The following is a 23,524-nucleotide window of genomic DNA, read 5'->3' on the forward strand; positions in this document are numbered from 1 at the left end:
AGACCTCGTCAGACGGTGGAGTGGAGCCGCAGCGTCCGCACGCCGCCCCCGGTGAGGAGCTCGACGATGCGCGCGCCGGCCGGTTTGCGGACGGCGGAGCCGCACGCGGGGCAGGTGAAGGAGTAGAAGGTGGTACGCCGGCTGGCGCCGATGGCGAGCCGGAGGCAGCCGGCGGAGAGCTCGCAGCGTGCGTGGCACTCGGAGCAGGCGGCCTTGAAGAGGACCGGCGCGAGCGGCGGGGACGGGGACAGGGTTCCGGTTCCGGCGGCGGCTCCGGCCCCGACCCCGGCACGGGTGCCGGCACCGGCGGTGCTTCCGCTTCCGATTCCGATTCCGACGCTGGTCCCGGTTCCGGGCGTCGCGGACATATCGCTCGATTCCCTCGACTTTTCATCCACTCGTCGGCTCCCACATGGCCGGTTCTTCGCGGTCGCCCCCGACGACCGTCGCCGTCGGACCCCGTCGGACCCGTAGGACGCCGTCGGACCCGTCGGCCGCCGCGTCAGACGCCGTCGTACGCGGCCAGCGCCTCGGCCGCCGCCCGTCGCGCGCTCTCCGCCAGCTCCGGCGGCGAGACGATCCGCCCGTCGCGCCCCAGCCGCAGCGCGAGCCGCCGCAGCGACGCCGGGTCAGGGGTGCGCACGGTGACGCGCAGGCCGCCGTCGGGCAGCTCCTCGGCGCTGTCGTGCGGGTAGTACTCGGCGACCCAGCGGCCGCCGGGGCCCACCTCGATCACGACCTCGGGGTCGTCGGCCGACGGCTGGACGAGGCCCTCGGACAGGTCGCGCAGCTCTATCTCCGGCGGCGCCGACGGCTCGTCGAGGATCCGGATCTCGGCCACCCGGTCGAGCCGGAAGGTGCGCCGCGCCTCGGAGAGCCGGCACCACGCCTCCATGTACGTATGGCCGACGGCGAAGAGCCGGATCGGGTCGACCTCGCGCTCGGTGAGCTCGTCGCGCGCGGGAGAGTAGTACCGCACCCACAGCCGGCGCCGCTCCGAGATGGCGCGGTCGACCTCGGCGAAGACGCCGCCCTCGGACTCGAAGGTCACCGAGAGGCGGGAGCTCGCGCCCGCCGCCTCGCCGGCCGCCGCCTCCAGCTTCGCGGTGGCGCGCAGCAGCGCCTCGCGGTCGCCCTCGCGCAGTCCCGGCAGGGTGGCGACGGCCCGCGCGGCGACCAGCAGCGCGGTGGCCTCGTCGGCGGCGAGCCGCAGCGGCTCGGCGGCCTCGGCGGCGAGGGCGGCCGGGTTGTGCCACCAGATCCGCTCGCCGTCGGTGTCGATGTCCAGCAGGTCGCCGCCGCGGAAGCTGGTCCCGCACATGGGCAGCACGTCGAGGTCGGAGATCAGCTCGTCCTCGGTGATCCCGAAGGCCCGGGCGACGTCGCCGACGTGCGCGCCGGGGCGCTCACGCAGGTACGTCACCAGGGACAGCATCCGCCGGGTCTGGTCGATCGCGTTCGTGGCCATCGTTTCGTACGTCCCCCTCAGCCCTTGGCCACGGCGCGCAGCCGGTCCACCACATCGGCCCGCAGATCGGCCGGTTCCAGTACGACGACGTCCGGCCCGAACTCGACGAGCCAGGCGTCCAGGCCGTGCCCGTACGGAATCTCCAGCTCGTCCCAGCCGTCACCCAGCTCCGTCACGGACAGGGCGCGGGCGCGCAGCGGGTAGCCGCAGTCCGTGCGCAGCCGGATCCGCGCGGAGCGGGTCGCGCTCTCCCCCGCCCACCGCTCGACGGTCTCGCGGACGGTCGAGACGTCCGGTACGGGCGCGGTGAAGGCGCCGGCCCGGGAGCGGACCGTGCCGGTGATCCGGGAGAGGCGGAAGACGCGCCCGGCGCCACGCTCGCGGTCCCAGCCGGCCAGGTACCAGTGGCCGCGCCAGCACTCCAGCGACCACGGCTCGACCTGGCGGGTCTCCGGGCGGGCGGCGTTGGCCTTGCGGTACTGGAAGACGACCGGGCGGCGGTCGCGGCAGGCCAGCATGAGCGGTTCGAAGGCAGCCTCGTGGACCGGGATGCGCGGTTCGAGCGCGCTGTGCCGGTCGTCGAAGGTGTCCTCGGCCTCGGGCATGCCCGCGGCACGCAGCTTCTGCAGGGCGCCGCTGGCGGCACCGGCGAGGCGGGCCTGCTGCCACACCTTGGCGGCGAGGCCGAGCGCGGCGGCCTCCTCGGCGTCGAGCTGGACGGGCGGCAGGCGGTTGGAGTCGCGGCGGGCGAGGTAGCCGGTCTCGCCGTCGAGGTTCTCCACGGTCTCGATGACCAGGCCCAGTTCGCGCAGGTCGTCCTTGTCGCGCTCGAACATACGGTTGAAGGACTCGTCGGAGCCGGCTTCCAGGTACGCCTCGATGGAGCCGCGCAGCTCGCGCTTGCTCAGCGGACGGCGGGTCCCGAGCAGGCACAGCGCCAGATTCATCAGCCGCTCGGCCTTGGCAATCGCCATCGACGCCCTGCACCCACCTCTGCTCGTGGAGACACTCTCGCCGGATGACGGTACCGCCCCGGGGTGTCGTGGCAAAAGCCGAGGCCCATGCCGTGGAACGGCATGGGCCTCGAACGACCGGTACGACCGGTACGACCGGGAAACGGCCGCGGGCGTCGGCCCTAGCGGACGGCCACCAGGTCGCAGACGAAGATCAGGGTCTCGCCCGGGGCGATGGCGGAACCGGCGCCGCGGTCGCCGTACGCGAGGTGCGGGGGGATGATCAGCTGGCGGCGGCCGCCGACCTTCATGCCCTGCACGCCCTTGTCCCAGCCCTCGATGACCTGGCCGACACCGAGCTTGAACTCCAGCGGGGTGCCGCGGTTCCAGGAGGCGTCGAACTCCTCGCCGGTGGAGAAGGCGACACCCACGTAGTGGACCTTGACGAACTGGCCGGCCTGGGCGACCTCGCCGTCGCCCTCCCAGACGTCCTTGATCTCAAGGTCGGCCGGCGGCTCGCCGCCCGGGAAGTCGACCTCGGGCTTGTCGTTGCTCACGGGAAACATGCTCCTTGGTGTGCGATGTGCAAAGGGCCAGTCTTACAGACGTCCGCTACGCGACTCCGAGGATGTCCACCGCGAACACCAGCGTCGCCTTGGGCGGGATCGGCCCCTGGCCCTGGTCGCCGTACGCCTTGTCCGGCGGTACGACGAGGAGCACGCGGCTGCCGACCTTCTTGCCCGCCAGGCCCTCGGACCAGCCGGGGATCACGTTGGCCAGCGGGAAGGTGACGGGGCCGCCCTTCGAGAAGCTGCTGTCGAACTCCTTGCCCCCGTCCCACAGGACACCCTTGTACTGCACGGCGACCGTGTCGCTCGGCTTCACGGCCGGGCCGGTGCCCTCGATGACGTAGTTCGAGACCAGCTTCTTCGGCGCGGCCTTCTTCGGCACGTCGACCGACGGGGCCTTGCCGTCGGTGTTGGTGCCGACCTTGGGCAGGTCGATGTTGTCCTGCGCGACCTCGGTGCCCTTGGCGGAGGACATGAAGGTCTTGGCCTTCACGATGTCCATGACGAAGACGAGGGTGGAGTTCGGCTTGATGTCGCCCTGGCCCTGCGCGCCGTAACCGAGCTCCGGCGGGATCGAGACCTCCAGGCGGCTGCCGACCTTCTGGCCGTCCAGGGCCTTCTGCCAGCCCTCGATGACGCCGCCGCCGCCGATGGACACGGAGAAGGGCTCACCGCGGTCGAAGCTGTTGTCGAAGGGCTTGTCGGAGTCCCAGGTCTGCCCGAGGTAGTGCACCTGGGCCTGGTCGCCCTTCTTGAGCTTCTGGCCCTTGCCCTCGCTGAGGACCTCGACCTTGAGCTCCTTGGGCGGGGCGCCCTCGCCCTTGGCAAGGGTGGGCTTCTCCCCGAACTTCGCTCCCGCGGTGATCGCCGGGAGACCGTTCTTCATCGAGGCGGTAGAGGCGGTGTCGGAGGCGGTGGAGCCCTTGTCGTCGCCGCACGCCGCCGTGGACAGCAGCAGCAGGGGGACGACGAGTAGGCCGGCAAGTCGGCGCACGTGTTCCTCAGATCTCAGACGGCACAGTGGTCGTCCGCCACTCTAGGGCGTGACAAGGCCCCGCACGAGAAACGTGCGGGGCCCTTTCGGCGCCGAGGCCTGCGGATCACATCCCGGCGATCAGCTTCTCCACCCGGTCGTCGACCGACCGGAAGGGGTCCTTGCACAGCACCGTGCGCTGCGCCTGGTCATTGAGCTTCAGGTGCACCCAGTCGACCGTGAAGTCCCGGCGCTGCTCCTGGGCGCGGCGGATGAAGTCGCCGCGCAGCCGGGCGCGGGTGGTCTGCGGGGGCACGGACTTGCCCTCGAAGATCTTCACGTCGTTGCAGATCCGGGCGGCCTGTCCGTTCTTCTCCAGCAGGTAGTAGAGCCCGCGCCGACGGTGGATGTCGTGGTACGCGAGGTCTATCTGGGCGACCCGCGGGTGCGACATGGTCATGTTGTGCTTGGCCCGGTAGCGCTCGAGCAGCTTGTACTTCATGACCCAGTCGATCTCGGTGTCGATCCGGTCCAGGTCCTCCTGCTCGATGGCGTCGAGCGTGCGGCCCCACAGCTCCAGGACCTGGGCGACCGTACCGGTGCGGATGCCGCGCCGGTCGACGAAGTCGACGGCCTTGTCGTAGTACTCGCGCTGGACCTCCAGGGCGGAGGCCTCCCGCCCGCTGGCGAGGCGTACCTTGCGCTGTCCGGTGATGTCGTGGCTGACCTCGCGGATGGCCCGGATCGGGTTCTCCAGGGTGAGGTCGCGCATGACCGTGCCCGCCTCGATCATGCGCAGGACGAGGTCGGTGGCGCCGACCTTGAGCAGCATGGTCGTCTCGGACATGTTCGAGTCGCCGACGATGACGTGGAGGCGGCGGTAGCGCTCGGCGTCGGCGTGCGGTTCGTCGCGGGTGTTGATGATGGGCCGGGAGCGGGTCGTGGCGGAGCTGACGCCCTCCCAGATGTGCTCGGCGCGCTGGCTGACGCAGTACACGGCGCCGCGCGGGGTCTGCAGCACCTTGCCGGCGCCGCAGAGCAGCTGCCGGGTCACCAGGAACGGAATGAGGATGTCCGCGAGCCGGGAGAACTCTCCGTGGCGGGCGACGAGATAGTTCTCGTGGCAGCCGTAGGAGTTTCCCGCCGAGTCGGTGTTGTTCTTGAAGAGATAGACGTCGCCCGCGATTCCCTCCTCGTGCAGACGGCGTTCTGCGTCGACGAGCAGGCCTTCCAGAATGCGCTCGCCGGCCTTGTCGTGCGTGACCAGTTCGGTCACGTTGTCGCATTCGGGCGTTGCGTATTCCGGATGCGATCCCACGTCGAGGTAGAGGCGGGCGCCGTTCCGCAGGAAGACGTTGCTGCTGCGGCCCCATGACACGACACGGCGGAAGAGGTAGCGCGCCACTTCGTCAGGAGACAGTCGGCGCTGTCCCCTGAACGTGCACGTGACGCCGTACTCGTTCTCCAGCCCGAAAATGCGGCGGTCCATGAGGGAACATTACGCCTGATGGCCCGTGCTGAAACCGGGTTCGACTGCACCGTTTCGATCATTTTCCGATGTCGCCACGACATCGTCGGCGGGTTGGGCCGTACGCAGCGGAACTGCCAGTGCCCGCTGGGTGGCCAGCAGGACCAGCAGGGCGGCGAATCCGGCGGCGCCCGCGACGGCGAAACTCGCGGCGGTACCGGCCAGCTCTACTGCCGGACCGGCCACGGCCGTTCCCGCCGCGGCGCCCACGCCGAAGGTGGTGACCAGCCACGAGAACGCCTCGGTGACCGTGCCGCGCGGCGCGTGCCGGTCGACGACGATGAAGGCGCAGGCGATGGCGGGCGCCAGGAAGACCCCGGAGACGGCCGCCAGGGCCGTCATGGGGACGACCCCGGGGGTGAGCACCAGCGGCAGATAGCCGAGGGCCAGCAGGGCGACGAGCGCGCGCAGCCGCCGCTCGGGGGCGCCGGCCCACTGGCGGGCGCCGTACAGGCCGCCGCCGATGAGGGCGCCGAGCCCGAGCGCGGCCATGAGCCAGCCGTACACGGACTCGCTGCCGTGGTCCTCGGCGTACGCGTACGCCGCGACCGTGATGGAGCCGAGGGCGAGGCCGACGAAGAAGAAGGAGCCGAGCAGGGCGAGCAGCCCGGGCGAGCGCAGGGCGCCCAGCCAGTGCGCGTCGCGGGGCGCGGAGCGCCAGGTACGGGACGGCTCGGAGACGACGACGGAGAGGGCGCCGAGGACGCCGAGCGCGTTGATCACCAGCAGCGCGGCGGACGGCGACCAGACCGCGACGAGCAGCGTGACCAGCAACGGGCCGACGGTGAACATGACTTCCTGGGCGACCGCGTCCATGGCGTACGCCCGGTGGACCCGGTCCTCGCGGCCCAGCACGCTCGGCCACAGGGCGCGCAGTCCGCCTTCCAGCGGTGGGGTGAAGAGCCCGGCGACGGCGACGGCCGCGTACGTCAGCGGCAGCGGCTCCGTTCCGGTGAGGACGAGCAGCGCCATGCCGAGCGCGGAGACGACGGCGGCGGGCAGCTGCACGCGCGGCTGGCCGTACAGGTCGACGGCGCGGCCGAGGACGGGCTGGCCGATGGCGTTGGCGAGGCCGTACACGCCGGCGAGCGCGCCGGCCAGGCTGTAGCTGCCGCCCTCGGCCCGGGTGAAGACCATGATCGCGATGGGTCCGGTGCCGTTGGGCAGCCGCCCGACGAGGGTGCCGACGAGCAGCCGGAGGGCGTGGGGTGCCCGGAGTATGTCGGCGTATCCGCCGGCCGTGGCGGCCATGTGCTGCCCCTCTCACCCGGCGATCATGCCGAGGTTTTACGTATAACGTCCTGCGTCATACGTACCATGACGGCATTCCGCGGGTCCACCCCGCGGCCACTGATCGTCACTGATCGTCGAGACGCGGAGGCGCGCGTGCACCACCCGGACCCGGACCCGGCACCCAGGGCCGCGGCCCCGCCCACCAGCCGGGACGTGGCCCGCGCGGCCGGGGTGTCGCAGGCCACCGTGTCCCTGGTGCTCGGCGACAAGTGGCGCGGGCGGGTCTCGGAGCGGACCGCCGCCGTCGTGCGGGACGCGGCGGACGAGCTGGGCTACCGGCCCAACCTCGCGGCCCGCAGCCTGCGCCTCGGCCGTACGCGCACGGCGCTGCTGGTGGTCCCGGCGCTCACGAACGAGTTCTTCGCCCGCGTCTACACGGGCGCGGCCACGGTCGCCGCCGCACACGACTTCGGCGTGGTCCTGTACCCCTCGCCCGAGGGCGTCGGCCCGGCGCGGGACCCGTTCGCCTCGGCGCGCGCCGCGCTGGACGGGGTCATCGCCTCGTCGATGGCCGCCGACGCGCTGCGGGCGATCCGGGGCACGGACCTGCCGCTGGTGATGCTCGACAGCGACCCGGCCGATCCGGGCGCGGCCGCCCATGTGAACCTCGACGTCGCCGACGGCATGCGGCAGGTGCTGGCCCACCTGCTGGGCCTGGGCCACCGCCGCTTCCTGCACCTGTCGTCGGCGGTGCCGTCCTGGACCTTCGACGTACGCGCCCGCGCCCTGGACGCGTACCTGCGCGAGGCGCCCGGCGTCGAGGTCCGTACCGTCGCGGCGCCGCTGAGCGTGGCGGGCGGCCGGGAGGCGGCCGAGCGTGCGCTGGGCGGGCCCGGCCCGCGTCCGACGGCCGTCGTGTGCGACGACGACATCCTGGCGGCGGGCGCCTGCAAGGCGGTACGGCGCCTGGGACTGCGGGTGCCGGAGGACGTGTCGGTCACCGGCTTCGACGACCTGGCGCTGGCGACCGCGGTGGAGCCCGAGCTCACGACGGTGCGGCTGCCGGCCGAGCGCATCGGCGAGCGCGGCATGGCGGCGCTGCTGGCCGTGCTGACGGGCCGGCCCCCGGAGGACGGCGACCTCCCGGTGGCCCTGGTCCCCCGCGGCTCCTCGGGCCCGGCACCGGCGTAGCCCACGGCGGGCGCGCCCACACCGGAATGGCCCGGCGCCCGCCGTGCCGGGCCCCGGCACGGCGATGCCCCGGCCCGCCTGGCGGCGGACCGGGGCATCAGCGACATTCGCAGCCCTTGAACCCGGGGGCTACTCCTCCTCCGCCTCGTCCGAGGGGGCGTCCGTCGGCGTCGAAGCCGCGCCGTCCGCCTCCAGCAGGCGGACCAGCTGGCGGCCGACGATCCGCTTGAACTTGCGCTGCTGCGGACGCGTACGGTCCAGGACCGCCACCTCCAGCCGCTCCGCGGGGATCTCCCGCTCGCTGCCGTTGGTGTCCCGGGACAGCGCCTGTACGGCGAGCTTCAGCGCCTCGGCGAGCGACATCCCGTCGCGGTGCCGCTGGTCGAGGAAGCTGCTGATCTGCTCGGCGTTGCCGCCGACCGCGACCGAGCCGTGCTCGTCGACGATCGACCCGTCGTGCGGCAGCCGGTAGATCTGGTCGCCCTCGGGCGAGGTGCCCACCTCGGCGACGACCAGCTCCACCTCGTACGGCTTCTCGCCGGCACTGGAGAAGATGGTGCCGAGCGTCTGGGCGTAGACGTTGGCGAGCCCGCGGGCCGTGACGTCGGCCCGGTCGTAGGTGTAGCCACGCAGGTCGGCGTAGCGCACCCCGCCGATCCGCAGGTTCTCGTACTCGTTGTACTTGCCGGCGGCGGCGAAGGCGATCCTGTCGTAGATCTCGCTGAACTTGTGCAGGGCTCGGGACGGGTTCTCACCGACGAAGACGATGCCGTCGGCGTACTGCAGCACAACCAGGCTGCGTCCACGGGCGATGCCCTTGCGGGCGTATTCCGCCCGGTCCTGCATGGCCTGGGCGGGCGAGACATAGAACGGCGTCGTCACCGGCTATCCGTCCCTTTCTTCAGTGGCGGGTTCATCAGAGCAGCGCGGCGCGCGGTCCGTCGGGCTGTTCGAGGCGGCGCTCCAGCACGGAGCGGGAGATCTCGGAGGCCTCGGCCTCGGTGAGCCGCCGGAAGCCCTCGTCCGTGATGACGGTGAGGACCGGGAAGATCCGGCGCGCCACGTCGGGACCGCCGGTCGCCGAGTCGTCGTCCGCCGCGTCGTACAGCGCCTGCACGACGAGGGTGACCGCCTGCTGCTCGGTGAGGTCCTCGCGGTAGAGCTTCTTCATGGAGCCCCGCGCGAAGATCGAACCGGAACCGGTGGCCGCGAAGCCGTGCTCCTCGGAGCGGCCGCCCGTCACGTCGTACGAGAAGATCCGGCCCTTCTCGCGCTCGACGTCCCAGCCGGCGAAGAGCGGGACGACGGCCAGGCCCTGCATGGCCATGCCCAGGTTGCTGCGGATCATCGTGGAGAGGCGGTTGGCCTTGCCCTCCAGGGAGAGCTGGGTGCCCTCCACCTTCTCGAAGTGCTCCAGCTCCAGCTGGAAGAGCTTGACCATCTCCACGGCGAGACCGGCGGTGCCGGCGATGCCCACGGCCGAGTACTCGTCGGCCGGGAAGACCTTCTCGATGTCGCGCTGGGCGATCATGTTGCCCATGGTGGCCCGCCGGTCACCGGCGAGGACGACGCCGCCGGGGAACGTGGCGGCGACGATGGTGGTCCCGTGCGGGGCCTCGATGGCGCCCTGCAGGGGCGGCAGCGTGCGGTTGCCCGGCAGCAGCTCCGGCGAGTGGTCGGCCAGGAAGTCCATGAAGGAGGACGAGCCGGGCGTCAGGAAGGCTGCCGGCAGACGCCCGGTGCTACGAGGGTTGGCTTCCACGCGATTCCTTCCGAAATGAGGCGGCGGCCCGCCGCTGCGGCGGCCGGGCCGATCATGCGTGCTGTGCACGGACCTTACCCGTGCCGTCGCCGGTCATCCGCCCCGGTGCCGTCGGGATCGAAGCTCCTGCCGGAGCTCCTCCACCGACGGCCCGGAAACGGACAACGACCCCTACTGCCCGCCCTTTTGCACGAAGGACCTCACGAAATCCTCTGCGTTCTCTTCGAGTACGTCGTCGATCTCGTCCAGCACGGAGTCGACGTCGTCCGACAGCTTCTCCTGGCGCTCCTTGAGGTCCTCGGAAGCCTGCGCCTCCGGGGCCTGCTCCTCGACCTCCTCCGTGGAGCGCGTCGCCTTCTGCTGCCCGCCGCCGGTGTCCTTGGTCGCCATATCCCTCACCCCGCTCGGTTTGCCCGCTTGGTTCGGTCTCTCAAGATCAGACCCTACAAGGACGGTCTGACATCGGCCCTGCACTTTCCTCAACGTCCGGGGCCCATCACCATGATTCCCGGAAGATCGCCGGCCGAAGCTCTTTTCGAACGACTGGTCCCGTGGTCTCAGCCGCCGGACAGGACGCGGACCAGCTCCTCGGCCGTGCGGCAGCGGTCCAGCAGCGCCTTCACGTGGTTGCGTGTACCGCGCAACGGTTCCAGGGTGGGCACCCGCTGCAAGGAGTCGCGGCCGGGCAGGTCGAAGATGACCGAGTCCCACGAGGCCGCCGCGACGTCGTCCGCGTACTGCTCCAGGCACCGGCCGCGGAAGTAGGCCCGGGTGTCCTCCGGCGGCTTGCTCTGGGCCCGCTGGACCGCTTCCTCGTCCAGGAGGCGCTTCATCTTCCCGCGGGCCACCAGACGGTTGTACAGGCCCTTGTCGGGCCGTACGTCGGCGTACTGGAGGTCCACCAGGTGGAGCCGGGCGGCGTCCCAGTCGAGGCCGTCCCGGCGCCGGTAGCCCTCCATGAGCTCGCGCTTCGCGATCCAGTCGAGCTCGCCGGAGAGGCTCATCGGGTCGTTCTCGAGCCGGTTGAGGGTGTCCTCCCACCGGGACAGGACGTCCTTGGTCTGCTCGTCGGCGTCGGCCCCGAACCGTTCCTCCACGTACTTGCGGGCCAGCTCGAAGTACTCCATCTGCAGCTGCACGGCGGTCAGCGTCCGTCCGTTACGGAGCGTGATCAGGCGCTTCAGGGAGGGGTCGTGCGAGACCTGGTGGAGGGTGCGCACCGGCTGGTCGACGGCGAGGTCGACCGTGATGAAGCCCTCCTCGATCATGGACAGGACCAGGGAGGTCGTGCCCAGCTTGAGGTACGTCGAGATCTCCGACAGGTTCGCGTCGCCGATGATCACATGGAGCCGGCGGTACTTCTCGGCGTCGGCGTGCGGCTCGTCGCGGGTGTTGATGATGGGTCGCTTGAGCGTGGTCTCCAGGCCGACCTCGACCTCGAAGTAGTCCGCGCGCTGGCTGATCTGGAAGCCGTGCTCGTGGCCGTCCTGGCCGATGCCGACCCGGCCGGCGCCGGTGACGACCTGCCGGGAGACGAAGAACGGCGTCAGGTGGCGCACGATGTCCGAGAAGGGGGTCTCCCGTTTCATCAGGTAGTTCTCGTGCGTGCCGTAGGACGCGCCCTTGTTGTCGGTGTTGTTCTTGTAGAGGTGGATCGGCTGGGCGCCGGGCAGCTGGGCCGCCCGCTCGGCGGCCTCGGCCATGATCCGCTCGCCCGCCTTGTCCCACAGGACGGCGTCGCGCGGATTGGTGACCTCCGGGGCGCTGTACTCCGGGTGGGCGTGGTCCACGTAGAGCCGGGCGCCGTTGGTGAGGATCACGTTGGCCAGGCCGATGTCCTCGTCGGTGAGCTGGCTGGAGTCGGCGGCCTCGCGGGCGAGGTCGAAGCCGCGGGCGTCCCGCAGCGGGTTCTCCTCCTCGAAGTCCCAGCGGGCGCGGCGCGCCCGGTGCATCGCCGCCGCGTAGGCGTTGACGATCTGGGACGAGGTGAGCATGGCATTGGCGTTCGGGTGCCCAGGGACGGAGATCCCGTACTCCGTCTCGATGCCCATTACTCGCCGTACAGTCATGCGGCCCTCCTTGCCCGGCGGCGTCCCCGTTCGGAAACGGCGCTCAAGTACCGCTGGTACCCCGATGCGTATGCGGTGCCCGTCCCCGCACTGCGCGACCCGGCGGTATGGAAGAGCCTAGAACGCCTCCGCGCTGGTGGGGAGATCCATTGCGTCATTGCTGCGGTGTGGTCGGAATGATGCCCCCGTGGCCGTTCATTCGTTCATTTGTTCATCACGGAAAGCAACCGGCTGCGGATGCCCGGTACGGACACCCGCAGCCGGTTTGCGATTACAGGTACTGGCCGGTATTCGCCACCGTGTCGATGGAGCGACCGGTGTCCGCGCCCTGCTTTCCGGTGACGAGGGTGCGGATGAAGACGATCCGCTCGCCCTTCTTTCCGGAAATACGAGCCCAGTCGTCCGGGTTCGTGGTGTTCGGCAGGTCCTCGTTCTCCTTGAACTCGTCCACGCACGCCTGGAGGAGGTGGGAGACCCGCAAACCCTTCTGGTTGTGGTCGAGGAACGCCTTGATGGCCATCTTCTTCGCCCGGTCGACGATGTTCTGGATCATCGCTCCGGAGTTGAAGTCCTTGAAGTACAGGACTTCCTTGTCGCCGTTCGCGTACGTGACCTCGAGGAACCGGTTCTCCTCGGACTCCGCGTACATCTGCTCCACGACCGACTGGATCATGGCGTCGACGGCGGCTTCCTTGTTGCCGTTGTGCTCGGCCAGGTCGTCGGCGTGCAGCGGCAGCGAAGGTGTCAGGTACTTGGCGAAGATGTCCTTGGCCGCCTCCGCGTCCGGGCGCTCGATCTTGATCTTCACATCGAGCCGGCCGGGCCGCAGGATGGCGGGGTCGATCATGTCCTCGCGGTTGGAGGCGCCGATGACGATGACGTTCTCCAGGCCCTCCACACCGTCGATCTCGGCGAGCAGCTGGGGGACGATGGTGTTCTCCACGTCCGAGCTGACACCGGACCCGCGGGTGCGGAAGAGGGACTCCATCTCGTCGAAGAAGACGATGACGGGGGTGCCCTCGCTCGCCTTCTCACGGGCACGCTGGAAGACGAGGCGGATGTGCCGCTCGGTCTCGCCGACGTACTTGTTGAGGAGCTCGGGGCCCTTGATGTTGAGGAAGTAGCTCTTCCCCGCGGGCTGGCCGGTCACCTCGGCGACCTTCTTGGCAAGGGAGTTGGCGACGGCCTTAGCGATCAGCGTCTTGCCGCAGCCGGGCGGGCCGTAGAGCAGGATGCCCTTCGGCGGCCGCAGTTCGTGCTCCTGGAAGAGGTCGGGGTAGAGGTACGGGAGCTCGACCGCGTCGCGGATCAGCTCGATCTGGTTGCCCAGACCGCCGATCTTCGTGTAGTCGACGTCCGGAACCTCTTCGAGGACGAGCTCCTCGACCTCGCTCTTCGGGATGACCTCGTACACATAGCCGGACCTGGGTTCCAGCAGCAGGGCGTCGCCGGGGCGGATGGTGGTGTCCAGCAGCGGCTCGGCGAGCCTCACCACCCGCTCCTCGTCGGTGTGCCCGAGCACCAGGGCCCGCTCGCCGTCCTCCAGGATCTCCTTGAGGGTGACGATGTCCCCGGCGCGCTCGAACTCCATGGCCTCGACCACGTTGAGCGCTTCGTTGAGCATTACTTCCTGGCCGCGCCGGAGCTCCTCGAGCTCGACGCTGGGGCTGACGTTCACCCGGAGCTTGCGGCCCCCGGTGAAGATGTCGCAGGTGCCGTCCTCGTTCGCCTGCAGGAAGACACCGAACCCCGCCGGCGGCTGCGCGAGCCGGTCGACCTCCTCCTTGAGGGCCACGATCTGATCGCGGGCCTCACGGAGCGTGTTGGCGAGCCGCTCGTTCTGAGCGGACACGCCGGCCAGATTGGTCTGCAGCTCGACGATCCGCTCTTCGAGAATCCTCGTGTGACGCGGAGAGTCGGCGAGCTTACGTCGCAGGACGGCGATTTCCTGCTCGAGATAGGCGACCTGGCCGGCTGGGTCCTCAGACCCCCGCCCCGGCCGGATGCCGCGGTTGATGTCGTCGTCGTGGGCTGCCACGGTCCTCACCTCCTCCAAGGGGAGCTGGACGCTTCCTGACCCTACCTGGGTGGGTGGTGATTGAAACCCCTAGATCACAAAGACTCTCGAGGTGTGTCCGATCTTCACCCTTGCGCTCTCCCTCACTGCCAGGGGGATACCCACCCATCAACATCTGAAAGCGGGCGGTTGTATGGTCGGAGGGGCCAACACCCGTCGGGGGTGGCCGGACTTAGACGAACGAAGCTAGGGGAATTGCGTGCAGCACGAGGCTCCGACCACGAGCGCCGACGAGGCCCTTGAGGTCTGGATCGACCAGGACCTCTGCACCGGCGACGGGATCTGCGCGCAGTACGCCCCCGAGGTCTTTGAACTGGACATCGACGGCCTGGCGTACGTCAAGAGCGCTGACGACGAGCTGTTGCAGGACAAGGGCGCCACGACGCCCGTACCGCTGCCGCTCCTGCGGGACGTGGTGGACTCCGCCAAGGAATGTCCGGGCGACTGCATCCATGTCCGACGCGTTTCGGACAAGGTGGAGGTCTACGGTCCCGACGCTGAGTGACAGCGTCAACACGGGCATACCCCTACATATCGCTTGGTTCGGCGAGCTCGGAGCGGACGAACTTTCCACCCGCCCACCGCCACTTGACCGTCTCCACCCGGTCCGGGCAGCAGCGCGGCACGTCCGCCGACGAGTACCCCATGAGCGTCGCGGTGACGACACCGTCACGGACGGCGAGCTCGCTCGCCGAGAGCCGCTCGGCGGGCTCCACCAGGGTGGCCACCACGCGCGCTCCGGTGCCGTCGCGCCCCGCCGTGAGGACGTAGAGGCCGCTCGGCGGCGTACCGGAACCGGCGTCGCAGCGGACGGCCGCGACCGTCTCGGGACGCCCGTCCCCGTCGAGGTCCCCCGATGCGCGCTTCGCCACCGCGGTGGGCGCTCCGCCGCACTCCAGCGGGTACGTCGCCGCTCTCGCGTCCGGGGCGGTGACCGGCGCCGGGGCGGCCGGGGCCGCGGCGGTGGTGACGGCGCCGCCGGTCTGCGAGGCGGTGGCGGCGCCGGGTTGCAGCAGTCCGGCGGCCGCGACCACCGCGGCCATCGCCGTGGCGGTGGCGAGCCAGTGCACCGGGCGGGCGTGGGTGTGCGCGAGGTCCAGGGCGGCGGAGGGCTGCACGCGGAGTGCCTCCTGTGGGCTGTGCGGTGGGGGTGGCCTGCATCGTGCCATATGTCACAGGGAGGCGGAACAGGGGGGTCAAGCCCGGGTGAACGCGAAGGCGCCGCCCTCCCGTTCCCGCGCCGATGGCGGGAACGGGAGGGCGGCGCCCGTGCGTTGTCGAGGCGTCAGCCTCAGGGCGTCAGCCCTTGTTGGGGCCTTCGTAGTCGTCGCCGTACGCGCCCTTGGCGGGCCGGCGGCGGCGCATCGGCGGCTCGACGCCGTCCGCGAGGCGGCGGGCGGTGACCAGGAAGCCGGTGTGGCCGATCATCCGGTGGTCGGGGCGGACGGCCAGGCCCTCGACGTGCCAGTTGCGGATCATCGACTCCCAGGGCTGCGGCTCGGCGTAGCAGCCGATCTCGCGGATGGACTCGACGGTCCGCGCGAGCTGGGTCGTGGTCGCCACGTAGCAGCAGAGGATGCCGCCGGGGACGAGCGCCTTGGAGACGGCCTCCAGGCACTCCCAGGGGGCGAGCATGTCCAGGATGACGCGGTCGACGTCGGAGTCCGACAGGTTGTCCTGGAGGTCGCCGACGGTGAGCTGCCAGGCGGGGTGCGGGCCACCGAAGTAGCGCTCGACGTTGGCCTTCGCGATCTCGGCGAAGTCCTCGCGGCGCTCGTAGGAGTGCAGCATGCCGCTGTCCCCGATCGCGCGCAGCAGGAAGCTGCTGAGCGAGCCGGAACCCACCCCCGCCTCGACGACGCGCGCGCCGGGGAAGATGTCGGCGAAGGCCAGGATCTGCCCCGCGTCCTTGGGGTAGACCACGGCGGCGCCGCGGGGCATGGACAGGACGTAGTCGGGGAGCAGGGGGCGCAGCGCGAGATAGGCGACGTTTCCCGTGGTTCGGACAACACTGCCCTCGGGAGCACCGATCAGCTCGTCGTGCGGGAAGGAACCCTTGTGGGTGTGGAAGTTCTTCCCGGCCTCGAGCGTGAACGTGTAGTGGCGTCCCTTGGGGTCGGTGAGCTGGACCTGGTCCCCGACCTTGAAGGGCCCGCGACGGCGGGCGGCACCGGTCGGTTCGGACATGTGACCAGTGTATGGGGTTTACGAACCCGGCCGTGCCATGGCCTGGACGAAGGCCCGCTCGACGTCGGCCGTGGACAGGACGCCGTAGATCTCCCCGGTCTCCTCGACGACGAGGTACTCGCTGGCGGGGGTGGCCCGCAGCCGGTCCAGGAGGGCCTCTCCGGCGAGCTCGGCGGGGACGCGCATGCCGTCGGTGAGCTCCTGGGCGAGGCCGCTGACCGCGACCCAGGGGCGGCGGTGCTGGGGGACGCCGACGATGGCCGTCTCGCGGACGAGGGCGGTCGGCTCGCCGTGACCGTCGACGACGACCAGGGCGCGGGCGCCTGCTTCGTTGGCACGGCGCAGGGCCTCGGAGAGGGGGGTGTCGGACTCGACGGGGACGGCACGCCGGGTGAGGGCGCGGGCGCGCAGGTCGGGCAGGTGCTCGCGCAGGCGGGCCATGCGCAGGCTGTTGCCGGCGCCGGTCCAGATGATCGCGGCGAGGATGGCGGCCAGGAGGGCGTCGGTGACGGTCTCCATGCCGCCGATCTCGCCGCCCGCGGCGCCGAGTGCGCCGGTGTGGGTGAGCAGCGGCAGCCCGATGAGGACGGCGACGGCGAGGGCGCGGCCCACCCAGGCGGCGGCGACGGTGCCGGCCATGGGCCTGCCGGTGATCTTCCAGACGACGGCGCGGAGCATGCGGCCGCCGTCCAGCGGCAGGCCGGGCAGCAGGTTGAAGGCGGCGACGAGCAGGTTGGAGATCATCAGTCCGGCGAGCAGGACGCCGGGTACGGTGCCGGGTTCGACGGCGTACAGCGCGGCGTAGAAGGCTCCGGCGAGGACCAGGGAGAGCAGCGGGCCGACGAAGGCGAGGACGAACTCGCGGCCGGGGGTCTCGGACTCCTTCTCGATCTCGGAGACGCCGCCGAAGAACTGGAGCTGGATGCGGCGCACCGGCAGTTTGAAGCGGAGCGCGGCGAGGGTGTGGGCCAGTTCGTGGACGAGTACGGAGGCGTAGAAGGCGACCGCGAAGAAGAGGGAGACCAGGTAGCGCATGGTGCCGAGTTCGGGCAGGACGCGGTCGAGCTGGCCGCCGAAGACCCAGGTGATGAGGGCGGCCACCAGGAACCAGCTCGGGGCCACGTACACGGGCACGCCGAAGAGGCGGCCCATGAGGATGCCACCGCCGGGTTCGCGCGGTGTGCCGGTGTCGGGGCCGGCTGCGGCCGTGTCGGACCTCGGGCGGGGGGTCTCGCCGCTCTCGTCGTCCTTTTTCACGGGTTCCCTTCGGTGCGTAGCGTGATGAGCTACTCACGATCATGCAATGGCGGGCGGTCTGGCGTCGATGGTATGCCGCTCGTTGTCAGTGGCGGGCCGTAGGGTTCTGAACCATGACCACGAGCCCTTCCGGCTCGCCGGGCCCGGACGGCCCCGCGAGTCCCCGGCCGCCCGCGTCGCTGTCGCCGTCGCGGGCGAGCGACTTCATGCAGTGCCCGCTGCTGTACCGGTTCCGGGTGATCGACAAGCTGCCCGAGAAGCCGAGCGAGGCGGCGACCCGCGGCACGCTGGTGCACGCGGTGCTGGAGCGGCTCTTCGACGCCCCGGCGGCGGAGCGTACGGCTCCGCGGGCGAGGTCGCTGGTGCCCGGGCAGTGGGAGCGGCTGCTTGAGGCGCGGCCGGAGCTCGGGGAGCTGTTCGAGGGGGACGCCGAGGGCGAGCGGCTGACGCGCTGGCTGGCCGAGGCGGAGCAGCTGGTCGAGCGGTGGTTCACGCTGGAGGACCCGACGCGGCTGGAGCCGGCGGAGCGGGAGCTGTTCGTGGAGACGGAGCTGGAGTCGGGGCTCCGGCTGCGGGGGGTGATCGACCGGGTCGACGTGGCTCCTTCGGGTGAGGTGCGGATCGTCGACTACAAGACGGGCAAGGCGCCGCGGCCGGAGTACAGCGAGGGGGCGCTGTTCCAGATGACGTTCTACGCCCTGGTGGTGTGGCGGCTGAAGGGCGTGGTGCCGCGCCGGCTCCAGTTGGTGTATCTGGGCAGCGGCGATGTGATGACGTACGACCCGGTGGAGGCGGACCTGCTGCGGGTCGAGCGCAAGCTGCTGGCGCTGTGGGACGCGATCCGCCGGGCGACCGAGACGGGTGACTGGCGGCCGCGGCCGACGAAGCTGTGCGGCTGGTGCGACCACCGGTCGTTCTGCCCGGAGTTCGGGGGTACGCCTCCGGTGTACCCGCTGCCGGTGATCCCGGCGCAGCGGGCGGACGCTCCGGAGGCGGCAGGGCAGAATGGGCCCGGTCAGCCGAGCCTTGACGGCCTTTAAGGAGTACTCGTGGCCATCCGCGTCCTACTGGTCGACGACCAGCCGCTGTTGCGCACCGGTTTCCGGATGATTCTGGAGGCGGAGCAGGACATCGCGGTCGTCGGGGAGGCCGGGGACGGCCTCCAGGCCCTCGACCAGGTGCGGGCGCTGCAGCCCGATGTGGTGCTGATGGACATCCGGATGCCCCGGATGGACGGGGTGGAGGCGACCCGGCAGATCACCGGGCCGGAGCGGGACGGGCCGGCGAAGGTGCTGGTCCTGACGACCTTCGACCTGGACGAGTACGTGGTGGAGGCGCTGCGCGCGGGGGCGAGCGGCTTCCTGCTGAAGGACGCGCCCGCCCATGAGCTGGTGCAGGCGATCCGGGTGGTCGCGGCGGGCGAGGCGATGCTGGCGCCGAGCATCACGCGCCGGCTGCTGGACAAGTACGCGAGCCATCTGCCCTCGGGCGAGGAGCCGGTGCCCGACGCGCTGAACACGCTGACCGACCGTGAGGTCGAGGTGCTGAAGCTGGTGGCGCGGGGGCTGTCGAACGCGGAGATCGCCGCGGATCTGTTCGTCAGCGAGACGACGGTCAAGACGCACGTGGGCCATGTGCTGACGAAGCTGGGCCTGCGCGACCGGGTGCAGGCGGCGGTGTACGCGTACGAGAGCGGCCTGGTGCGCCCCGGCGCGCAGCAGTAGCCCGGACCGGCGAGCAGCCCGGACCGGTAAGTAGCCCGGACCGGCCTGTCGGTACGACGACGGGGCGGGGTGCCCGGCGTCCGCCGCAGGCACCCCGCCCCGTATCCGGCCGTCGGGCCGGTCAGGCCTTCTTGATCTCCCAGAACCGGAAGACGGTCGACGCGTCCAGCGTCCACTCCAGGCCCGTGATGCCGTCGCGGGCGACGGCGTACTGCTTGCCCTGCCACAGCGGCAGGATCGGCAGCTCCTCGGCGACGAGGTCCTGGAGCTTGCCGTAGTCCTCCTCGGTGGCCGTGCGGTCGGCGGCGGCCGCGGTCTTCGGGATGATCGTCCCGGTGATCCGCTTGTTCTCGTAGTTGTTCTCGAGGACGTTGCCCTCGCCGAAGAACGGCGAGGTGAAGTTGTCCGGGTCCGGGTAGTCGGGGACCCAGCCCTTGACGTACACGCCGTACTTGCCGGCCTTGATGTCCTTCTCGTACTGGGCGTACTCGACGGACTTCACGGTGACGTCGAACAGGCCGCTGGCGTTGAGCTGCTTGGCGATCGCCTTCAACTCCTCGTCCGTGGACGGGCCGTAACGGCTGGGCGTGGACCAGAGGGTGAGCTGGACCTTGCCGTCGACACCGGCGGAGCGCAGGGCCTGCTTGGCCTTCTCGGGCTGGGGCCGGTCGCCGTAGGTGTCGAAGAAGGCGGTGTTGTGGCCGGTGATGCCGGCCGGGACGATCGAGTAGAGGGAGGTGGCGGTGGCCCGGTGGACGTCCTCCACCAGGGCGTCGCGGTCGACGAGGTACGCGATGGCCTTGCGGACGCCGAGCTTGCCGACGACCGGGTCCTTCACGTTGAAGACGAGGTGCTTGACCTCGGCGCTGGTGCCCTCGATGACCTCGATCTTGGAGTCGGCCGTCGCCGACTCCTTCAGCTCGGCGATGTCGGCGGCGGCGAGGCCGCGGTAGGCGACGTCGATGTCGCCCTTCTTCAGGGCGTCGGCGAGGGACTTGCGGTCGCCGTTGTAGAACTTCAGCGTGACGCCGCCGTTCTTCACCTTGGCCGTGCCCTGGTACTCGTGGTTGACGGAGAAGACCGCCTTGCCGTCGGAGTACGACTCCAGCTTGTACGGGCCGGAGCCGACCGCCTTGCCGTCGGTGCGCAGGCTGTCGGCGGCGTACTCGCGGTGGTCCACGATGGAGCCCGCACCCGAGGCGATCTTGCTGGGGAAGGTCGCGTCCGGGACCTTCAGCTTGAAGACGACGTTCTGCTCGTCGGGCGTATCGATGGACTGGATCGAGGTCAGCAGCGGCGCCGGGCCGGCCGGGTCGTTGATCTTCAGCGCCCGCTCGAAGGAGAACTTGACGTCCTCGGAGGTCAGCGGGTTGCCGTTGCTGAACTTCAGGTCGTCGCGGAGCGTGCAGCGGTAGACCGTGCTGCTGCCCTGGTCGAAGCCGCACTTCTCGGCCGCTTCCGGCTGTGGCGTGGAACCGCCCTTGGGGAAGCTCAGCAGGGACTGGAAGACGTTGTTGAACAGCAGCCAGGAGCCGGGGTCGTAACCGGCGGCGGGGTCGGTCGACAGGACGTCGTCGGACATGCCGACGAGCACCGTGACGCCGCTCTCACCCGCGTCGCCCTTCTCCGAACCGCAACCGCTCAGCATGGCGGCCGCCAGCACTGCCGAGAGGGGGGCGGTCAGCCACTTGTTGTGCACCTTCACAGGAACCTTGCCTCTGGATCTTGCATGTGACGACCGCGCCCGTCGCGCGGCCGGGTACATCGTGGGTCAGGCGTTGCCTCGGGCCAGCTCCCAGAGCTGGAGGTCCGAGGAGGTGTTGAGGGCCCACTCCACACCGGTGAGGTCGTTGCGGTGGGCGACGTACTGCTTGCCCTGCCACAGCGGAAGCACGGGGACGTCGTTGGCGACGATGTCCTGGAGCTGCTCGAAGGCGGGCGAGGCGGAGTTGCGGTCGGCGGCGCGGCGCGACTGCGGGATGAGCTTGCCGCGCGCCTCGGTGCTGACGTAGGGGGAGTTGAGGAAGTTGTCGGCGTCGAGGAACGGCGCGATGTAGTTGTCCGGGTCGGGGAAGTCGGGGACCCAGCCGAGCCCGTAGACGGCGTACTCGCCGCGCTTCTGCGCGGGGCGGAAGGTCGACCAGGGGACGCCCTCGACGCGGACGTCGAAGAGCTTGGTGGCGTTGAGCTGGTCGCGCAGCGCCTCGAACTCCTTGGCGGTGCCCGGACCGTAGTAGTCGCTGGTGTAGTGCAGCGTCAGCTTGACCGGGGTGGTGATGTCGGCTTCGCGCAGGATGGAGGCGGCCTTCTGGCTGCTGGGCTCGCCGTACTTGTTGAAGAACGAGTTGGTGTGCGCGGTGATCGTCGACGGGATCAGCGAGTAGAGCGGGGTGGCCGTGGAGCCGTACACCTTGGCGGCGATCTGGCCGCGGTCGACGACGGCGGCGACGGCCTGGCGGACGGCCTTGTCCTGGACGGAGGCGGCCTTGGTGTTGAAGGCGAGGTAGCGGATCTCCAGGCCCGGCATCTCGCGGAGCTCGACGCCCTCCTCGGGGTGCTCGGCGAGGTCCTTGATCTGCTCGGGCGACATGGTGCGGGTCATCATGTCGATGGAGCCGGACTCCAGGGCGTCGCCCATGGCCGCGGAGCCGTCGAAGGAGCGCAGCTCGACGCGGTCGTTGCGGAGCTTGATGTCGCCCTTGTAGTGCTCGTTCCGGGTGAAGACGATCTTCGTGACCTGGTCGTCCCGCACCTCGGGCCGCATGGTGTACGGGCCGGAGCCGTCGACCTGGAAGCCGTCGCGGAGCTTCTTGGCGTCGTACTTGTCGGCGCTGAGGATGCCCGCGACGGGCGTGGACAGCTTGTACGGGAAGGTGGCGTCGGGCGTCTTGAGGTGGAAGACGACCTCGTCGTCGGCCTTGGTCTCGATGGTGTCGATGTTCGACAGGAGGCCGGCGGCGCCGTTGTCGGAGTTGATGGCGAGGACGCGCTCGATGGAGAACTTCACGTCCTTGGCGGTGACGGGCGTGCCGTCGGAGAAGGTGAGGCCCTCCCGCAGGGTGCAGCGGTAGCGCTCGCTGGCCCGGTCGGTGAAGGCGCACTGGGAGGCGGCCTCGGGGACCGGCGTGCCGCCGCCGCGCGGGACGCGCATCAGCGTCTGCACGGTCTGGCGCAGGACGTTCCAGGCGCCGGCGTCGTACGCGAAGGCCGGGTCGAAGGGGGCGGAGGCGTCCTTCGTGGCGGTGAACCGGTCCGTGGTGCCGACGACGATGGCGTTGCCGTCGCCGGATCCCGCCTCCGAGCCGCCGCAGGCTGCGAGTACGGGGGCCAGCAGGCCGATGACGGCCGGCAGCACCAAGGTCTTGCGGTTCATCTGGACGTTCTCCTCATCCGGCACTGGGTACAGCGGTGTGGCGTACTCCGCCGCGGCCGCCCGGTCGGGGCGGGGCGATCGGGCCGGGATACAGAGCGATCGGTCCGGTGTTCGACGGAAGTGCTGGTGGCTTGACGCGAACACGCGGATTAGTGCGGCGAAGTTCTCGCCAAGAGATTAGTGGGCGGTGTCAGGCGCTCTGGAACGGGCTTGAGTTGAGCCCGCATCAGACAGTGAGGAGTAATGCGCCACCGGCGATCACTATGCGGCGAATTTTTCGTACACGCCTTGATGAATCGGGACACATGGGCCCACCGCAGGGGCCGGAAGCGGCACCCGGAGGCTCCGAAGGCCTGGCCTGACCAGCACGCAGAGTGACCAACGTCACGCCGGATTCCCTCTTTTCCCGGTTACGGAAAAGACCCGGCCGGGCGCTCTCGGTTTTCGCCGTATGCGGCTCAGTTCATTCCGTTGATCAATGAACGGAGAAAACCGAGGTCGACCTCTTCCAGGGAGCGGACGACGGCCCGGCCGGCGGCGGGCGCGATCGGCGCGACGGAGGGAACGGCGACCACCCTGCAGCCCGCGGCCTCGGCGGCGGCGACCCCGGTGGCGGTGTCCTCGATGACGGCGCACCGGCCGGGCTCGGCGCCCACGCCGCGGGCGGCGAGGAGGTACGGGTCCGGGTGGGGCTTCGTCCGGGGCACCTCGTCGCCCGCGACGGTGAGGGTGAACCGGTCCGGGCCCAGGGAGAGCAGGACGCGGTCGATGATGCGGCGGTGCGAGGCGGAGACGAGGGCGGTGGGGACCTCGTGCGCGGTGAGCTCGGCCAGCAGCCGCTCGGCCCCCGGCATGAGCGGCACACCGCGGTCGATGCGCTGTTCGAATCTGTCGTTGAGGAGCACGGTCAGCTCGGGGAGGGTGATGTCGGCCCCGGTGGCCTCGATGAGGAACCCGGCGCTCCGGGTCATCGGCCCGCCGACCACCACGTCCCGCCAGGACTCGTCGAGCCGGTGGCCCAGCTCGGCGAAGACCTCGACCTCCGCGTCCCACCAGAAGCCCTCGGTGTCGACCAGCGTGCCGTCCATGTCCAGGAAGACGGCCTGAAGGGCGGCTCCATCGGCCGTACGGGTCGGGGACACGGGGACCGTGCTGGTCAT

The 23,524-nt window shown here is 70.5% G+C and carries 22 protein-coding genes; 4 read left to right on the forward strand and 18 right to left on the reverse strand.

Features of this window, described 5'->3' with window-relative positions; genetic code table 11:
• Positions 1–8: 8 nt before the first annotated feature.
• The 7 genes from AC07FJ_RS24080 to AC07FJ_RS24110 form a co-directional block, all read right to left on the reverse strand.
• Positions 9–368 (reverse strand): hypothetical protein, encoded by a 360-nt coding sequence (locus AC07FJ_RS24080; protein WP_479051379.1) that lies wholly within the window; start codon positions 366–368, stop codon positions 9–11.
• 134 nt (positions 369–502) lie between these two features.
• Positions 503–1,468, reverse strand: coding sequence for a helix-turn-helix transcriptional regulator (locus AC07FJ_RS24085; RefSeq protein ID WP_361422202.1), 966 nt, complete (start codon positions 1,466–1,468; stop codon positions 503–505).
• 17 nt (positions 1,469–1,485) lie between these two features.
• Positions 1,486–2,442 carry a helix-turn-helix transcriptional regulator gene (locus tag AC07FJ_RS24090; protein ID WP_479051380.1) on the reverse strand — a complete coding sequence of 319 codons (957 nt, stop codon included), beginning with the start codon at positions 2,440–2,442 and terminating at the stop codon, positions 1,486–1,488.
• A gap of 161 nt (positions 2,443–2,603) precedes the next feature.
• The gene (locus AC07FJ_RS24095; protein WP_361422196.1) at positions 2,604–2,978 is read right to left on the reverse strand and encodes an FKBP-type peptidyl-prolyl cis-trans isomerase; all 375 of its coding nucleotides are present in this window, start codon (positions 2,976–2,978) and stop codon (positions 2,604–2,606) included.
• Positions 2,979–3,033: 55 nt separating this feature from the next.
• Positions 3,034–3,984 (reverse strand): FKBP-type peptidyl-prolyl cis-trans isomerase, encoded by a 951-nt coding sequence (locus AC07FJ_RS24100; protein ID WP_479051381.1) that lies wholly within the window; start codon positions 3,982–3,984, stop codon positions 3,034–3,036.
• Between the two features lie 106 nt (positions 3,985–4,090).
• On the reverse strand, positions 4,091–5,452 hold the full coding sequence (pafA, locus tag AC07FJ_RS24105) for a Pup--protein ligase (protein ID WP_355362339.1): 1,362 nt from the start codon (positions 5,450–5,452) through the stop codon (positions 4,091–4,093).
• A gap of 9 nt (positions 5,453–5,461) precedes the next feature.
• Positions 5,462–6,742 (reverse strand): MFS transporter, encoded by a 1,281-nt coding sequence (locus tag AC07FJ_RS24110; protein ID WP_479051382.1) that lies wholly within the window; start codon positions 6,740–6,742, stop codon positions 5,462–5,464.
• Between the two features lie 66 nt (positions 6,743–6,808).
• Here AC07FJ_RS24110 and AC07FJ_RS24115 point away from each other — a divergent pair, with 66 nt between their 5' ends.
• The gene (locus AC07FJ_RS24115) at positions 6,809–7,915 is read left to right on the forward strand and encodes a LacI family DNA-binding transcriptional regulator (protein WP_479051383.1); all 1,107 of its coding nucleotides are present in this window, start codon (positions 6,809–6,811) and stop codon (positions 7,913–7,915) included.
• Between the two features lie 129 nt (positions 7,916–8,044).
• Here the strand turns inward: AC07FJ_RS24115 and prcA are convergent, their stop codons facing one another.
• The 5 genes from prcA to arc all read right to left on the reverse strand — a co-directional run bounded on the left by prcA (position 8,045) and on the right by arc (position 13,784).
• A complete protein-coding gene (gene prcA, locus AC07FJ_RS24120) occupies positions 8,045–8,797 on the reverse strand; it encodes a proteasome subunit alpha (protein ID WP_403552385.1) in 753 nt (250 codons plus the stop codon).
• A 34-nt stretch (positions 8,798–8,831) separates the two neighbouring features.
• On the reverse strand, positions 8,832–9,677 hold the full coding sequence (gene prcB, locus AC07FJ_RS24125; protein WP_403552386.1) for a proteasome subunit beta: 846 nt from the start codon (positions 9,675–9,677) through the stop codon (positions 8,832–8,834).
• Between the two features lie 171 nt (positions 9,678–9,848).
• Positions 9,849–10,067, reverse strand: coding sequence for a ubiquitin-like protein Pup (locus AC07FJ_RS24130; RefSeq protein ID WP_062646942.1), 219 nt, complete (start codon positions 10,065–10,067; stop codon positions 9,849–9,851).
• A 167-nt stretch (positions 10,068–10,234) separates the two neighbouring features.
• Positions 10,235–11,746: a depupylase/deamidase Dop gene (gene dop, locus AC07FJ_RS24135; protein ID WP_479051384.1), complete on the reverse strand. Its 1,512-nt coding sequence runs from the start codon at positions 11,744–11,746 to the stop codon at positions 10,235–10,237.
• 271 nt (positions 11,747–12,017) lie between these two features.
• Positions 12,018–13,784, reverse strand: a complete 1,767-nt coding sequence (arc, locus tag AC07FJ_RS24140; RefSeq protein WP_361422172.1) for a proteasome ATPase — start codon at positions 13,782–13,784, stop codon at positions 12,018–12,020.
• Between the two features lie 238 nt (positions 13,785–14,022).
• Here arc and AC07FJ_RS24145 point away from each other — a divergent pair, with 238 nt between their 5' ends.
• Positions 14,023–14,328 carry a ferredoxin gene (locus AC07FJ_RS24145; RefSeq protein WP_479051385.1) on the forward strand — a complete coding sequence of 102 codons (306 nt, stop codon included), beginning with the start codon at positions 14,023–14,025 and terminating at the stop codon, positions 14,326–14,328.
• 22 nt (positions 14,329–14,350) lie between these two features.
• Here AC07FJ_RS24145 and AC07FJ_RS24150 read toward each other — a convergent pair whose 3' ends face one another.
• From AC07FJ_RS24150 to AC07FJ_RS24160, 3 genes are all read right to left on the reverse strand, one after another.
• Positions 14,351–14,941 carry a hypothetical protein gene (locus AC07FJ_RS24150; RefSeq protein WP_479051386.1) on the reverse strand — a complete coding sequence of 197 codons (591 nt, stop codon included), beginning with the start codon at positions 14,939–14,941 and terminating at the stop codon, positions 14,351–14,353.
• 181 nt (positions 14,942–15,122) lie between these two features.
• Complete coding sequence (locus AC07FJ_RS24155) at positions 15,123–16,010, reverse strand: tRNA (adenine-N1)-methyltransferase (protein ID WP_361422164.1); 888 nt, start codon at positions 16,008–16,010, stop codon at positions 15,123–15,125.
• 18 nt (positions 16,011–16,028) lie between these two features.
• Positions 16,029–17,267: a site-2 protease family protein gene (locus AC07FJ_RS24160; RefSeq protein ID WP_468289672.1), complete on the reverse strand. Its 1,239-nt coding sequence runs from the start codon at positions 17,265–17,267 to the stop codon at positions 16,029–16,031.
• A 113-nt stretch (positions 17,268–17,380) separates the two neighbouring features.
• On the opposite strand from AC07FJ_RS24160, the gene AC07FJ_RS24165 reads away from it, so the two are divergent.
• Both AC07FJ_RS24165 and AC07FJ_RS24170 read left to right on the forward strand, forming a co-directional pair.
• Positions 17,381–18,307, forward strand: a complete 927-nt coding sequence (locus AC07FJ_RS24165; RefSeq protein ID WP_479051387.1) for a RecB family exonuclease — start codon at positions 17,381–17,383, stop codon at positions 18,305–18,307.
• 9 nt (positions 18,308–18,316) lie between these two features.
• Complete coding sequence (locus AC07FJ_RS24170) at positions 18,317–18,991, forward strand: response regulator transcription factor (RefSeq protein WP_361422155.1); 675 nt, start codon at positions 18,317–18,319, stop codon at positions 18,989–18,991.
• Between the two features lie 121 nt (positions 18,992–19,112).
• Here the strand turns inward: AC07FJ_RS24170 and AC07FJ_RS24175 are convergent, their stop codons facing one another.
• The 3 genes from AC07FJ_RS24175 to AC07FJ_RS24185 all read right to left on the reverse strand — a co-directional run bounded on the left by AC07FJ_RS24175 (position 19,113) and on the right by AC07FJ_RS24185 (position 23,524).
• On the reverse strand, positions 19,113–20,696 hold the full coding sequence (locus AC07FJ_RS24175; RefSeq protein ID WP_468289664.1) for an ABC transporter substrate-binding protein: 1,584 nt from the start codon (positions 20,694–20,696) through the stop codon (positions 19,113–19,115).
• 66 nt (positions 20,697–20,762) lie between these two features.
• Positions 20,763–22,364, reverse strand: a complete 1,602-nt coding sequence (locus AC07FJ_RS24180; RefSeq protein ID WP_479051388.1) for an ABC transporter substrate-binding protein — start codon at positions 22,362–22,364, stop codon at positions 20,763–20,765.
• Between the two features lie 458 nt (positions 22,365–22,822).
• Positions 22,823–23,524: an HAD family hydrolase gene (locus AC07FJ_RS24185; protein WP_468289659.1), complete on the reverse strand. Its 702-nt coding sequence runs from the start codon at positions 23,522–23,524 to the stop codon at positions 22,823–22,825.

The sequence above is a fragment of the Streptomyces sp. NPDC045998 genome (assembly GCF_056430285.1).